At 44.6% G+C, this 14258-nt stretch carries 10 protein-coding genes and 1 pseudogene; 4 read left to right on the top strand and 7 right to left on the bottom strand.

What is annotated here, in order from left to right:
- Nucleotides 1-127: 127 nt before the first annotated feature.
- The 4 genes from ACHZCY_RS06915 to ACHZCY_RS06900 form a co-directional block, all read right to left on the bottom strand.
- A complete protein-coding gene (locus tag ACHZCY_RS06915) occupies nucleotides 128-592 on the bottom strand; it encodes a YaiI/YqxD family protein (protein ID WP_205221849.1) in 465 nt (154 codons plus the stop codon).
- A 198-nt stretch (nucleotides 593-790) separates the two neighbouring features.
- Nucleotides 791-922, bottom strand: coding sequence for a hypothetical protein (locus tag ACHZCY_RS06910; RefSeq protein ID WP_269755821.1), 132 nt, complete (start codon nucleotides 920-922; stop codon nucleotides 791-793).
- Nucleotides 919-2313, bottom strand: coding sequence for an FAD-dependent oxidoreductase (locus tag ACHZCY_RS06905; RefSeq protein ID WP_319548302.1), 1395 nt, complete (start codon nucleotides 2311-2313; stop codon nucleotides 919-921). Before ACHZCY_RS06905 ends, ACHZCY_RS06910 begins: the two co-directional genes overlap by 4 nt.
- A gap of 147 nt (nucleotides 2314-2460) precedes the next feature.
- A complete protein-coding gene (locus ACHZCY_RS06900) occupies nucleotides 2461-3156 on the bottom strand; it encodes a type 1 glutamine amidotransferase (RefSeq protein WP_319548301.1) in 696 nt (231 codons plus the stop codon).
- 426 nt (nucleotides 3157-3582) lie between these two features.
- Between ACHZCY_RS06900 and ACHZCY_RS06895 the strand changes: the two genes are divergently transcribed.
- Both ACHZCY_RS06895 and ACHZCY_RS06890 read left to right on the top strand, forming a co-directional pair.
- A complete protein-coding gene (locus tag ACHZCY_RS06895; protein WP_205221846.1) occupies nucleotides 3583-5619 on the top strand; it encodes a methyltransferase domain-containing protein in 2037 nt (678 codons plus the stop codon).
- A gap of 300 nt (nucleotides 5620-5919) precedes the next feature.
- Nucleotides 5920-8136 carry an ATP-binding protein gene (locus tag ACHZCY_RS06890; protein ID WP_319548300.1) on the top strand — a complete coding sequence of 739 codons (2217 nt, stop codon included), beginning with the start codon at nucleotides 5920-5922 and terminating at the stop codon, nucleotides 8134-8136.
- A 506-nt stretch (nucleotides 8137-8642) separates the two neighbouring features.
- On the opposite strand, the gene ACHZCY_RS06885 is transcribed toward ACHZCY_RS06890, so the two are convergent.
- Nucleotides 8643-8771, bottom strand: a complete 129-nt coding sequence (locus ACHZCY_RS06885; RefSeq protein WP_319548299.1) for a hypothetical protein — start codon at nucleotides 8769-8771, stop codon at nucleotides 8643-8645.
- 170 nt (nucleotides 8772-8941) lie between these two features.
- Entirely contained in the window at nucleotides 8942-9781 is an 840-nt protein-coding gene (locus ACHZCY_RS06880) for a cytidylate kinase-like family protein (protein WP_319548298.1), read from the bottom strand.
- A 262-nt stretch (nucleotides 9782-10043) separates the two neighbouring features.
- Between ACHZCY_RS06880 and ACHZCY_RS06875 the strand changes: the two genes are divergently transcribed.
- Nucleotides 10044-12002, top strand: coding sequence for an SLC13 family permease (locus ACHZCY_RS06875; protein WP_319548297.1), 1959 nt, complete (start codon nucleotides 10044-10046; stop codon nucleotides 12000-12002).
- A gap of 411 nt (nucleotides 12003-12413) precedes the next feature.
- On the top strand, nucleotides 12414-13352 hold the full coding sequence (locus tag ACHZCY_RS06870; protein WP_319548296.1) for an OmpA family protein: 939 nt from the start codon (nucleotides 12414-12416) through the stop codon (nucleotides 13350-13352).
- A gap of 718 nt (nucleotides 13353-14070) precedes the next feature.
- Here ACHZCY_RS06870 and ACHZCY_RS06865 read toward each other — a convergent pair.
- A pseudogene (locus ACHZCY_RS06865) lies at nucleotides 14071-14172 on the bottom strand (transposase); the annotation flags it as partial.
- Nucleotides 14173-14258 lie beyond the last annotated feature (86 nt).

The raw sequence follows: 14258 nt of genomic DNA, 5'->3' as shown, positions 1-14258 counted from the left end.
CATTCTGGTTCAATAGTGTAGCTTTGTAAAGGGAGAGGACGGAGGTGGGCTGTAATTGCTGCCCACCCCGAATCTTCTCTTCTTTGTGGGTTAAAGTTCATTGGTCATGAGAACGTGTTTTTTCCCGTCACATTCGATTTTTATTTCCGGCATGTTGGTTTAAAAAAGCATCAAGGCGGTTGGCAAAATTTTGCCGGTCCCGCTTGTTGAGTGTTGCCGGGCCGCCTGTTTCTATACCGTTTGTGCGAAGAGTATCCATAAAATCACGCATACTCAGACGATCTCTTATATTTTCCGCGGTATACATCTCCCCACGGGGGTTCAGTGCATAGCCCCCTTTGTCCACCACATTTGCCGCCAAGGGTATGTCGGCGGTGATGACCAGGTCACCGGCGCTCATTTTTTTCACTATCTCATTGTCTGCAACATCTAAACCAGCAGAGACGCGGACAAAGCATATGTAGGGTGATGGCGGTGTTCGTAGAAATTGGTTGGCAACCAGTGTCAGCATTGTGCCTGTTCGTTCTGCAGCTTTATATAAAATGTCTTTGATCACTGCAGGGCAAGCGTCTGCATCTACCCATATCTTCATGTTGAGGCTCTCAATAGTCGTGGAAAAAGAACGGCAACATCCTCGTTAAAAGATGTGTGCCAAAACCTGGAAATCTCTTTCAGGGAAGGAACTCAAGAAAGAGGTTACTTGCTAATTGTTTTTGAATACTGTTATTGGGTCTTTATGGCGAATTGCTCATGAGCATTTTGCCATTTTTTTAGATTCGCTGTCTTCTGGCTACTCCAGGGGATTACGGGTTGTTTGTCCTTTCATTTCAACACGCTCCGGTCCTCGTTTATGCCATGGAGCACAGGCCATCCCAACCTGTACGGTAAGCTGGATAGAGAAGAGTGATAAATGTGGCGTCATATTTCTTTTATAAAATGTTGTTCGACAAGGGCACGACTGTAACAAACTATGCCTTCCACATAATCAAAATCAAACAGCCCTCCCACGTAAAAGGTCCGGTTTTCTCCCTGGATTTTTTCCCACCTGTCGTAATAGCCCGCACGGAACTCATCCACAGAGACGTGTTTGAAGTAGAGCCATGCATCGTAAGAGTGCCAATCATCATCGGTTTTAATTTTTCCGCCAAATGCCTTTACGTAGCGCTCAACATGTTCACGCAGCCTATGTTCATCAGCCTCTGTCGGGTTGGAAGAGGACAGCCGTGCGTAAAAGGCCATTAGTTCGTTGTCCGGGTGCGGTTGGGAAATGATCATGGGCTCCCCCAAGGGAGGAAGAGGAAGGTGAAAGGCAACTCGCTCCTGTAAAACCATGTCGGCAATTTCAAAGGATGCGACGGCGTACGGGATAAATTGTGTCCTCGACTGCAGCCAGGCTTCCTCTTCGGTAAGATCCATCATTTTTTCCATCTCTTTTTTTAAGAGCGGACAAGAGATAATCAGATGGTCAAACTGGGCCTTGTCTATGGCATGGCTCACCTGGTCGCCAAGCATTTGTATAGGATGGGTGTAAGTGACAGTGATTCCGTCCTCATTTCGTTTGATTGTCTTGACCTCGACATTCAGCCGCACATTTAAGTCCCAGGCCACTTGCTCCCAAAATCTTTGAAAGCCATATGTAAATCGCCGCACCAACAGCACGCCCGGGAGGAATCGAGAGAATTTTACACTACTGAGCAAAATAGCCACAAGCGTCCTGGTGCTCATGTAGCGTAGCGCATAGGGTGCGGGGATTTCGTCGAGGTTACCGTAGCCGAATGTGGTAATGGGTATTTCGAAGAGACGGCTCAATTCTTCTAAATGGTTATTTTTTAACCAAGCAGAAAACGTAACGCATAAATCCGGGTGCGCTGTGATGCCTGCCCACCCGGGATGTCGAAACACATCGCGAAGAAAAAAACGTTTTTTCAGATAATTCAGGCAGAGCAGCAGGTAGCGTAAGTGTCGGATCAATGAGGAGCCGCCTGCCAGATAGTCGTACAACCGATGGTAAGGAGTTTCGTTTTTTCCGTTATCCATAGAAAATGCTGCCGCACCAATAGCTTTTTCCAGGCGAATCCTGTACTGACGAGCCATTTTGAGTACTTCGCCGTAGTCAGGCGAAACTACTGCGGCACCCAGGTCAAAAGACTGGTTGTCTTCGGTAATGGACCGACACAATCCGCCTACACGGCCTAGTTTTTCAAAGATCGTAACGTTCTTGTACCCGTACTGTCGTAAGTAGTGCGCAGTCGAAAGTCCCCCTGCGCCTGCTCCGAGAATCAAAATTTTTGCATCACGATCTATTTTGCGCATCAAGTCCCCCTTTTCATAACATGATCACCTTTTGTCCATCTGGTAGGGTAACGCCTTTGAGTAGAAAGCTTTGTGGTGTCTTTCCTTTGGCTGGGCTATATTTCTACCTGAATGATGTGATTGTTCTGTACACCCGCAATATGCGCTTTAGCCTTTCCTTGTATGTAAATATTCCAGGATTTTTCCCATTAATTTGTTGATGGCCTTATATTGCTCTTGAGGTGTCGCTAAAATTTCTTCCTCGCGTTGGATGTAGGCACCGTCCACGAGTTCATCTCTGCAGTGTTTGACAATGGCCTGCGCTGAACCAGGTGTTGTCTCCAAGTGGAATTGAAGCCCAATAACACTGTCTCCAATCTGAAAGGCTTGGTTTTTACAACCTTTGCTTTCTGCGATTGAAACTGCCCCCTCCGGCAGGTTAAATGTTTCCCCGTGCCAATGGAATACTGGTATTTCTTTCGGAAACTGAAAAAAAGTAGTGCTGTCCGTTTTAGTGGCTTGCACTGGAAACCATCCAATTTCTTTCACCGAATTTGGAAAAACATCCCCACCCATTGAAGCGGCAATGAGTTGCGCGCCCAGGCAAATACCTAGAGTGGGTTTCCCTGACTGGATGACTTCTTTTATGAATTTTTTTTCTTTGTCCATCCAGGGATACTGTATCTCATCGTTCACGCTCATGGGGCCGCCCATAATAACGAGCAGGTCAATATCAGCAATACTGGGAAGCACCCCAGCTTCGTAGAAACGAGTGTTTGTTATTTCATATCCAGCATCTCGGAGCCAAGTTTCGATACTGCCGAGACCTTCAAAAGATACATGTTGCAAGTAGTGAGCATGCATCTCCAGTCCTTTTTATATGGTTAATGTTGATGTTATCAGGTAACTACGTGTTGTAGCAGCTGCGCGGCTTTTTTTTATGATTTCAGATGAATAGATGGTTAAATGAATGACAATATTACAGCAAACAGTCCAGCTGTAAACTACAGCCATGAGACCAGAAAGAAAAGGCCAAAAATAGAGTCAATGGCGTTTGCATAAGTTTTTCCAACGGTTTGTAACAGAAGAGACAACAGGACTCATCACGTCTCCCGCTACCCGCAGAGATATAGGCAAAAGAGGAATTGGTGTCTATATTCAAGAAGGCCGCTGAAGCAGCACCGATAAAAGCACTTGTTGTGAACCCTTTGATCCTGCTAGAATTATCTCAAGTTACAAGAGAGCTTTTGGACACCCGAACAGCTTTTCCACTCAAACCACAGTGAGCATATGACCATCGCCATTCAGGAAGTTACAACCGAAGCCGAGCGTCAGCAGCTTTTCGGTTTTCGATATACGATTTATGCAGAAGAACTGAACAAACAACTGCCTGGGATAGATCACCAGCAAAAAATATACAGTGATGAACTTGATACAAATGCCTACCTGATTGTTGCAAAAGATACAGAGACGGGAGGTATTGCGGGAGCTATCCGCAATAACTCCGCAGCAGAATCCGTATTCCCCCGGCAACTGCGTGATTGCCTTAAGCTTGAACCGCTTCTGCAAACGCTTGACCAAGCGTCAGTGAGTTATACCAGTGGCCTGATGATTGATCCAGGCTATCGCGGGACAACAGTCGTGTCACTGTTGGTTAATTTTCTCTATAAACGCAGCATCGCGCTTGGGTACAGCATTGATATCTGTTTATCGGAACTGTCATTGGTGCATCTTTATTATCAATTAGGGTATCGTCCTTATGTGGCTCCCAAGCGACTTTATGCAGATGCTGGGCTACGTCTCCCGATGCTTTTAATCTCCCAGGATAAAGCCTATCTAAAAAAAGTAAGAAGCCCTTTGCGCCGTTTTGCCTCTGCCAGGGAGGATGATGGTGGAAAAACCGCTCTATTATTGAAAAAAGTTTTCCCGGAATGGGAAGACCCTCTTGTCACGCCTTTGCAGAAAAAGGCCCTTTGGGCAGGGATAGCTCATAGTTTCAGGTCGTCACCGACAACCAGTTTTTTCAAAGGGTTTTCCCCGGAAGAAATGCAGCGCCTTATGCAGCACATGCGACGATACCCTAATATTCGTATCAAGCGAGGCGAGCGACTTTTCAATAGAGGCGAAAACGAACAGAGCATGGGGCTGCTTCTTTCCGGCCAACTTGGGATTACCTTTGATAAAGACGCTGATCCCCATTTTGTTGCAGTGCTGGGACCCGGAGAATTGTGCGGTGAGGCAGAAGCGCTCATCGGAGGGACTCGCAGCGCCTCTCTCGTTGCCCTGGAAGACTCAGAGGTTTTGATATTGCCCTCCAACCTGTTTGAGGTGATGGGTAAACAAGACGCCTCTTTCGCAAGCCGGTTAAGTATGAATCTTAATCTTCTACTAGTTTCCCGGTTGCAGATGATGCATCTGCACTATATAAAATCGTATCAACGTGCTTCAAGTCGTTACTATAAAAGAAATGAACAACTCATCGGCAATGGCACACACGGGGAAGAAGAATTCAACGATTCATATGCAATCACCACACTGGATGATCCGGAAAGAGAATTGGAACGGCTGCAAAAGCAGGCCTGGATGGGGGAAGAAATTGAAAGGTATTGGCTTAACAAAATAGGATGTGTCGATAACAGTACTTTTCTTGATCTGGGATCTGGGCCTGGACTGACTTCTGTTATGTTGGCAAAAATGTTCCCCAACAGTCGGCTTATAGGGGTCGAGCCGGATGATATGCTGCGAAATACGGCAACGCAGGCGGCGCTGGAGGCTGGGGTGTCGGAAAGGTGTACTTTTGTAAAAGGAAGAGGAGAAGAGATACCGCTGGAAGATGATCGAGTCGATTATTGTAATGCCCGTTTTGTTTTTCAACATCTGCCCAACCCATCGGAGGTACTGGCAGAGCTGGACAGGGTTACCCGACCAGGAGGATTGATTTTTATTCTCGATGTTGATGATAGGGGGGTCATTATTCACCCTGAACCTCCGGGCCTCTATGGGTTTCAGCAGAGAACCGCCGAGGCACAGGCTGGAATGGGCGGCGACAGATTCATCGGTAGAAAACTCGGCGACTTGATGCTTGGTGAAGGCCTCACCGCCATCAACACAGAAGTGGTGCCTATAACATCAAGAGAAATTCCCATGAATGCACTTGTAGACGCTGCTTTCAGCTTTAAAGAGCAGACCCTGAAGCGTATGCATTTGTGGAAAGCTGAAGACCAGCAGGTGATTGATGCGCTCCGAAACCTACCTTCAATTCCCGGAGCATGGATGTATGTGCCTGTTTTCCTTGCCCATGGTAGGAAAAAAGAACGTTCCCTGTGAGCTTGCTATCATTGTAAACATTGGTCTGGTTGCTGAAAAAGTCTCTCCGTTTGCTGAGAGCAAACCACACCCAGTGTGATTGGGAAAAAAATATGCACAAAGGCCTGCAACGAAGCTGGCTTCCTTGCTGAGAATAGGGTATTTACAGAATCCATGAATGCCAAACGATAAGCAGGCAGCCCGGACACACGACCTGTTGAGGCCGAATCCTCACGGTGTGTTTATCCACAGCCGGTACATGGGACCGGTTGATTTTTTCCCGGTTTTTCCGAGTGAGGGAGACGAATGGGGGAAATGTTGATGATAACCAGAAACAAGAGCACTGGCAGGCATGGTTTGAAAAAAACAATAGGCGAAACCGAATTAATTCGGCTGCAGGTTAGCCGGACAGTTACGCTGCTGCAAAATAATATCACCCGTCACTACGATGCGCTCTATGAGCTCAGACGGCTGACCCTTATTCTGCTGGCCCAACAGCACCATACACAGCAGGACATTGACACTTGGCTGGAGCAGGAAGGCTTTGGTGTCGATACTGACGGCTTTTGGCTGAGTTTGCCTTTGCTTCAACAATTCCGAAAGGGAGTGGCACCTAAAGACGCTATCAGCCATTCATGGGATCCGGCAATCAAAGACCTGGAAGATGCTCGTTCCCGAATGTATTGCCTGCGCGATATAGGAACCTTTGTCCAAGAGATCCATTCCCGTTTACCCGGCAGCGCCTGGATCTACTATCAGGATGTCACCAACACTTCAATTCAATTCCCTTATATCGACCAGGTAACAGCCATCACTCCCGATTTTAACTGGTTGACCTATCATACCTTTGCCTCGGTCACCCCCCAGGCCAATCCCGAGCGGGCAATTCGATGGACACTGCCCAGCATAGACTATGCAGGAGAAGGGGTTATTCTTTCGGTATCCATACCGGTTTATCATGAAGAGCGGTTTATCGGTGCCTGGTCCATTGACCTGCCCATGAACACCCTTTATCAGGACTATATTGATGAATCGTATGTAGCAGGCCAGGAAAATTGTATTTTTGACCAGTATGAAAATATTATTGTTCACCCCTCTATTGAGGCTGGAATCGACAAGGAAAAAGGGAGCCTGTTTCAGCATAAACTAAATAGTCTGGGAGGAGATTTAGCCATTTTACAATCAGCCGGCTTGATCCGTGGCAAGCAGGGAGAGTTGCGCTTAAAGGGGAGAGACGGAGAGGAACTCCTTGCCTATTACGGCACTGTCCCCGACATAAACTGGACTTTTCTGGTAACAGTGCCGCGAGCTTCTCTGCTGGATGCGGTTAACCGAAGGATCAAAACGGCTTTCGATAAAATCATGAAGGGAGATTTCAGTTATCGAATAGTCAACCGGCAGGATGCCGGACATCAAAATCTCCTGGTGGAAGGGTACAATAAAATGGCCGCGGCTCTCCAGCAGCAGGAAGATATTCGGCGACAGGCTGAAAAAGCTCTGCGCGAGAGTGAAAATAAATATCGGCTCCTTTTTTCTAACGCCCATGATGGTATTTTCATTATCCAAGAAGGCCGGATTACCTTTGCAAATCCGAGAACACTCGAGATGACGGGGTACACCATGCATGAACTTGCGTTTCTGCCCATTGCCGACTTGCTCCATCCCGAATATCGCGAGGACGTTCTTGCGCACTATCAAAGGACATTGGAAAATGTATCACCGGAAACCCACACCTTCAAGATCCTCAACAACAATCAGGAAGAGCTGTGGATTCACCTTAACTCAGTACGGATAACCTGGGACAAAATAGCGGCTACGCTGCATTTTGCCCGCGACATTACCCAACAGGTAGAGCTTGAGCAGCAACTGCATCATGCTCAGAAAATGGACGCCATAGGAAAGCTGGCATCTTCCGTTGCCCACGAGTTTGGCAACCCACTCCTAGGCATGCGCTTTGCCATGCGAGATATTCTTAAGCGTTCGTATCTTAAAGAAGAAGATACCGAGCTGCTGTCTATGGCAGAAAAGGAGTGTGATCGCATGAGAGGGCTTATACGCGATCTCCAACGGTTTAATCGTCCCACCTCTGGAAGCAGAACAACATTTAATCTCCATCACCTTCTGGATAGCCTGTTCGTTTTCCACCGACGTTTACTCTCTTTAAATAAAGTACGACTTGTTCAACTTTACGATAAGCAGGAGATCATGATCAATGCGGTGGAAGATCAGCTCCGACAGGTCTTTATCAACCTCATCCTCAATGCAATCGATGCGATGAAGGAAAACGGTGGCGTACTCACCATACTCACTGCCTTGTACCCGGAAAAAGCGGTGATCTCAATTAAGGACAATGGGGCGGGAATAAAACTAGAGGCAATGGATCATATTTTTGAACCGTTTTTTACCACTAAATCTGCAGTAGAAGGGGTGGGGCTGGGCTTACCTGTCTCCTATGGCATCGTCCAGGCGCATAACGGCGAGATTGCGGTTGAGTCCAAGCCGGGAAATACGGTGTTTGAGGTGACCTTGCCGCTCTAGTCTTGACATTGGTGTTTGTAGGGTTTCGGAAAAGGGGCGCAACCCGGGAGAACAATTGTAGCGGGGATCGTTACCCCGTTGCAATCGATCCTTATTTTTTTATTTTGTCATCAATCACAGAATTTTACGTGAAATTTTCCCTTAATAGACTTCTTCCCTGGGCAGCTAAATGCTTTTTACAATTATGGTGCAATGCTTGCCGTAACTCCCAGCCCCCCCCCCCATTACACCATCTCCCAGAGGCACGCCTTACGTTTTGCTGTCAGGTCCATGTAAAAATTTACCCCAGGAAAAATGCCGACCTACAAGACCTGACCCTATCGACCTATGACCCCGCCGACCCAGCAGCCCGGTTCTGTCCCCGGGAACGGCCGAGCACTAGCTCGGCATAGAACAGAAAACAGAAGAAATGCAATGAGAAGGCAGGAATTCAAGCAACCATGTCCAGCCCATTCACCCCACGGAGGCATGCCGCATGTAGCAGTTTGGGGTACTTTTTAATTTTTTCACTCCAGGCTAAATGCTTGAATGCAGGCCTTTATCTTGCCTTCTTCCAGCATAATGCCGAGCTGGAGCTCGGCGTACCCGGGGGCAACGAGTACCTGGATGACGGCTCGAGTGTTAGCTGGGGTCAACTCGAAAGCGCCGGGATGAGCACCTCATACTACATTTGCGGGCGGTTGAATCTCACCGATCAAGCTCCTTTGAGCAGTATAAGAGTTTTTGTTTTAAGCCATTTTTGATTGACTCTCTCATAAAGCTACCCGTCTGACAAAATTTTTTACAGAATCACATGCGTCCATTGCTAGCTTTCAATATTGTAAAAGGGGTTGACATGGCCTTGATCTGTTGAAGTCTTATCAAGAAAAGTAACCTTGTCTATTCCTTCTATCTGATTAACTATATTTTCAATTCTTGATCGTATGACTTCATCATTTTTTAAAACGTCTCCCACGTTTGATAGAAAAGCTTCCTTGTTCCTTACTCTCACTTCAACCACCAATGAGTAATCTATCATGATGGAGTAAATTTTTGCTTCTAAAGTGATTTCATTAACTTTTCTTTTCGATTCTTCAGTGGTTTGAAATACTGGTTTGTTTGCAGCCTGGTAAAGTATATTGACAGCATCATCAACCTGAAGTTTATGAATGTTGATGACCATATCGTAGAGTCTGCTGTCCCAGGTGTCTATGCCGTATAGTTGCATTCCCCATTTTCTTCTTTCAACGTCATCTTTTTTGATAGTATCAATAGCTTGGTTTTCAGAAATGCCGTCTCTGTTTATAACTTCTTTTACGCGATCTTCAATGTTGGCCAGTATTCGAACCTTAAAGACATGAGGTATATCTTTTAAGAAATAATGACCTGCTAACCCATGGTACACGACGTTGTCATTTTGAATATGCTTCAATAAAGCATATTTATAATACGTCATGTATCGAAGTTTTCCTTGGTTGAATTTATTAAATATCGAAGGAGAATCATGCAATGCTTTGGTTAGTCTCATTTCAGGTATGTCAAATTCTTCAGAAGCTTCGAGGAGAATTTCACGAGAAACGCATTCGTAACCTAATTTTGCTGCTAATTTCTCTGCGACTTCCTTACCTCTGCTAAACGATCCTCTCGATATTGTGATTATGGACATGTCTCGCTCCTTGATAAATTTTAAATTACCCCAGTTATGATTATTTTAAAGGAACACACAAACCGAGTCAACCCAAGCATTTTGTTTTCAATCTTTGATTGTAATAAAGGCCCTATAAACAAGCTTTTAAAAAATAATAATTAATTTTGATTGTAATGTTCGGTAGAACTGCATCGATCTGTGATGAAAATAGTGGTACAAAAAAATATTAAAAATAATTCCTAACTAGAGTGTTATCAAATTGATCAACAGAGGATTCCGCATGCATAATGCAATGAATTGTTTCACATTCGCATGGATTATTGTCCTTCTTTCAGGAGTATTCAGTTGCGCTTTTGGATCAAGTCCCCATCAGATTAATACTGGTGAATTCACATTGGAGATGGGGCTTGTTTTTGCAGTGTTGATCCTGGTTATTTTACTTTTTGTATTTGAGTGGGTCAGGGTTGATGTTGTTGGCATTATTATGATGGTACTTTTACCTTTTTTAAATCTTGTTACTCCTCAGGAAGCCATCAGTGGTTTATCCAGTAATGCTGTTGTTGCAATCATAGCTGTCGTTATCATAGGTTCAGGGTTAGATAAAACCGGTTGCATGAATATACTTGCTCGTCAAATTTTACGCCGAGCAGGAAAATCCGAAAAAAAAATAGTGATACTTATTTCTACTACAGTCGCCTTTATCTCCAGCTTTATGCAAAATATAGGTGCTGCCGCACTTTTTCTACCTGCTGTCCGCAGGATCGCTCGTCAAACCGGAATTTCAGCCTCTAAAATTTTAATGCCCATGGCATATTGTGCCATAATCGGTGGGACGATAACATTGGTCGGCGCAAGTCCAACCATACTTTTAAACGACTTAATTCATCAGGCCAATGAGTTGCACACATTTGATAAGAATATTGAGCCGCTCGGACTTTTTACTCAAACACCTATTGGGATTGCTCTTGTTATTGCCGCAATCCTCTATTTCGTTGTTTTTGGCCGTTTTATCATCCCCTCAAAAGACGAGGCTGGGGATGAGAACAAAATTATGCCTTCTTCATTAGCAGATACTTATCAGGAAATAGCTGGAGTCTTTGAAGTCGTAATACCTGATGATTTCGGCTCCTTTACATTGGAAGAATTGCATGTGCGGGATAAATATCATGTCACCATTGCCGGTGTTTATTCTCCAGAAAAGAAATTGAAAAATTATGCTCCCACTCGATATGAATTGATTCACTCTGATGAAACACTGGCGATCGTCGGAAATGAAATGCATGCTCGTCAATGTGCAAAGGATCTGGGGTGGGTATTTAAAGGTGAGCTCGATATTTTTGCAGAAGATTTTTCGCCGAATAACGCAGGAATGGTAGAGGGCATCGTCACCCCGCGGTCACAATTAGTAGGTACAAATATGAGGGAGCGCCGGTTTAGAAAGAGGAATGGTATTGTTCCGGTTGTTCTTTGTCGAGATGGGATCTGTCAATTCAGTCAAATCACGAAGGAAATAATAAAACCTGGCGATGCGTTACTTATGTTTGGACGATGGGAAAAATTTCTTGAGCTGGCTCAGAAAGATTGTTTTGCTTTTACAAATGAAATTAAAGGGGAAGTGGTTAGAGAGGAAAAAGCAAAAGTTGCTTTTGGGTGGCTCGTTTTTACTATTGCAATGATATTATGGTTGAAACCTCTTTCGGCATCATTAGGTTTTCAGATAGATGTATCTTTATCTGTTTGTCTCCTTGCAGGTGCTTTAGGCATGATTTTAACCAAAGTAATTACCATTGACGAGGCATACAAATCTATAGACTGGATGACGGTATTTTTACTCGGCGGGCTTATTCCCCTGGGCTTGGCATTTCAAAAAACGGGAGCTGCTGAATGGATGGCAACATCAATAATGGTGTTGGTTGGCTCTGTTCCTGAGTCTATATTTTTGTTGATTATTGGCATTCTTACATCTTTTTTTACTTTGGTGGTTTCCAATGTTGGTGCGACCGTTCTTCTTGTTCCACTTTCAATGTCTATGGCCGTTGAAGTAGGGTGTGATCCACGATTAGCCGCTATGGTAGTAGCAATAGCGGCATCTAATACATTTGTGTTACCCACGCATCAGGTAAATGCTTTAGTTATGAGGCCTGGTGGTTACCAAACCATGGATTATGTTAAAACCGGAACGGGAATGACGGTCATATTCTTGTTGGTTTTAACGGTGATGCTCATTACTTTTTACTAGTATTTGCGCCGTTCGCGCAGTCAAATAACGCATAAGCGGCTCGTAACCGGGTTGGGCTAAACTATCGTCCTGAGTTACTGGTGTTTAAATCAATAGAATAACTATTGCCTGATCAATCACCTTGGTCCTATCCCCTTCCTGATTTGATCACTATACAGTGATAGGTATTGGTTCCTGGTTGAAAAGCACCACCATACTTGCGCCAAATGCACCACCGTCCCCCTTTTTCCCCTGGAGTAAACAATGTTCAACATCTGTAAACTATTGAAGTGTAATTAGATTAAGGATATAGTAGGCCGTGGCATGAAACATGCTTAATATTATCTACTTTGATATTTTGTAATCCATAAAGATATCATGAATCATGAGATATTTTGTCTAACCTGGTCAAATTAACTGGAGGAACCCGCAATGAAAAAACGAAGTATAGTTATCAGTGTCGTGTTTGCAGTGGCAACGAGTGTTGCCGCATTTGCTATTGAGCTTCCTGCTGACGTAACCGATATTCCATCAAGTTATGCTACGGTCAGCAATGGTAAAGTGAAATTTGCGTCAGACTGCAGGGCTTATCCGTCTTCGGTCTTCAATGCCGTCTTGGAATCTTATGGTCTTGAATTGACCGCGGAGAATGCAGCTGCGGTACCTTCAACCTATGCTAAGGTAAAGGATGGAACAGTGAGTTTTAACACCACGGCCATGGCCTACTCGCCGATGAAATACCATAAAATTCTGACAGCCTATGGCCTGGAACTTACTCCTGAAGGGGCGGCGACAATTGAAGGAACAAAAAATTATTGCCAAGTACTCAATGGTAAGATTGTGTTTGGTAAATCCGCTATGGCTTATAGCGGCTCGAAATGGAATCAGATCCTGTCAGCCTATACCCTTCCTGTAACTCCTGTAGTTGTTGTTGAAGTAGACTGCATCGACTCTGATGGGGATACAGTTTGTGATGAAATTGATGTATGTCCAGGGACGCCTAAGGGTGTTGAGGTAGATGAAAGAGGTTGTTGGGTACTTGAGCAGACCTACCTGTTTGATTTTGATAAAGCAGAACTCAAACCGGAATTTATGCCACTGTTGGATCATGTCGCCAGGATAGTAAATGATAACCCGAAAATGAACCTTCAAATTGAAGGCCATACAGATTCTATAGGTACTGAAGAGTACAACCAAAAACTCTCAGAAAGAAGAGCTGATGCTATAAAGAAAGCCCTTGTCAGCACCTATAAAATTGAACCGATGCGATTAAAGAGTAAAGGCTTCGGCGAAACAAAACCTATCGCCAGTAACACCACCGCTGAAGGTCGTGCAAAAAACAGAAGAGTGGAATTGACCCCTCTTTGGTAGCATAACTAAGCAAATGGATTAATGAAATCTGTTTGCCAAGTATATATGGGCGGGGTGCTACGAGGCACCAGTTGTATTGTCTACGTAAACACCTCTCCCATTTGTACAGGTTGTAAGAGATAAAACCAAATAACAGGGGCAGACCAAGCTATTATTCTGAATTACTGGTGTTTAAATGAATACAATAGTTGTTGCCTGCACCCTGCAGTACTCTTTTGATCCCCAACTAGCCCGGATTTCTCATCAGTTCAGGCAGCGCCAAGTTCAAAGTTTTTGGTAATGAATAGGTAAGCGTAGACTCCGATAGTCGCCTATATTCATTGCCAAAATACTGAAGAAAATGGTGCTGGATGGACTGACCTTTGGTGAACATTGTGAAAAACTTTCAACTTCATCTTAGCTTCTATAACATATAAGAATTGTATGCAATTTGACAGGTTGACACAATGTTCATGAGAAATTCGGGCTAGGAAATTGTAAGGGGCTGAAGCCCCTTTAAAAAAAATCCTTCCTTCTTTGAGGCAATCGAGCGCCCTCTGGCTCGTACGCCAAGTTGCTGGTGTATCTTTTCTACAAAGTCCTCGCTTCCGACCACAATTGATTCATTCCAAAGGCTCTTTCTTTTTTTTCACATCAGTTTGTAACTCTGAATCCACCCAGTCGCTATATTCTTGCTGGAAAGGCGCATGATTGCCTATGGAAAAAAATCCAGCAGAGCCTTCCTGTTTTTTTCAAAACGGAGAAGAAATTCTTGCTTATGGCACCTGTGGGTGATGTGCCGGACCAGTCCGGGGCTGTAGTGTCTGGGCGCTCTTGGCATAAAAAGAATTTGTTTTAGCTGCTTTGCGGAAAAAGAATAATTCCTTAGAATGTTGTTTTTGGGGTGAAAAAAGAAACTTTAAGGAT

The sequence above is a fragment of the Desulfogranum marinum genome (genome assembly GCF_963675105.2).
In the GTDB taxonomy this organism is placed as follows: domain Bacteria; phylum Desulfobacterota; class Desulfobulbia; order Desulfobulbales; family Desulfobulbaceae; genus Desulfogranum; species Desulfogranum marinum.
Note: the sequence above shows the minus strand (reverse complement) of the source record. Positions and strands in the feature narration are given on the sequence as shown.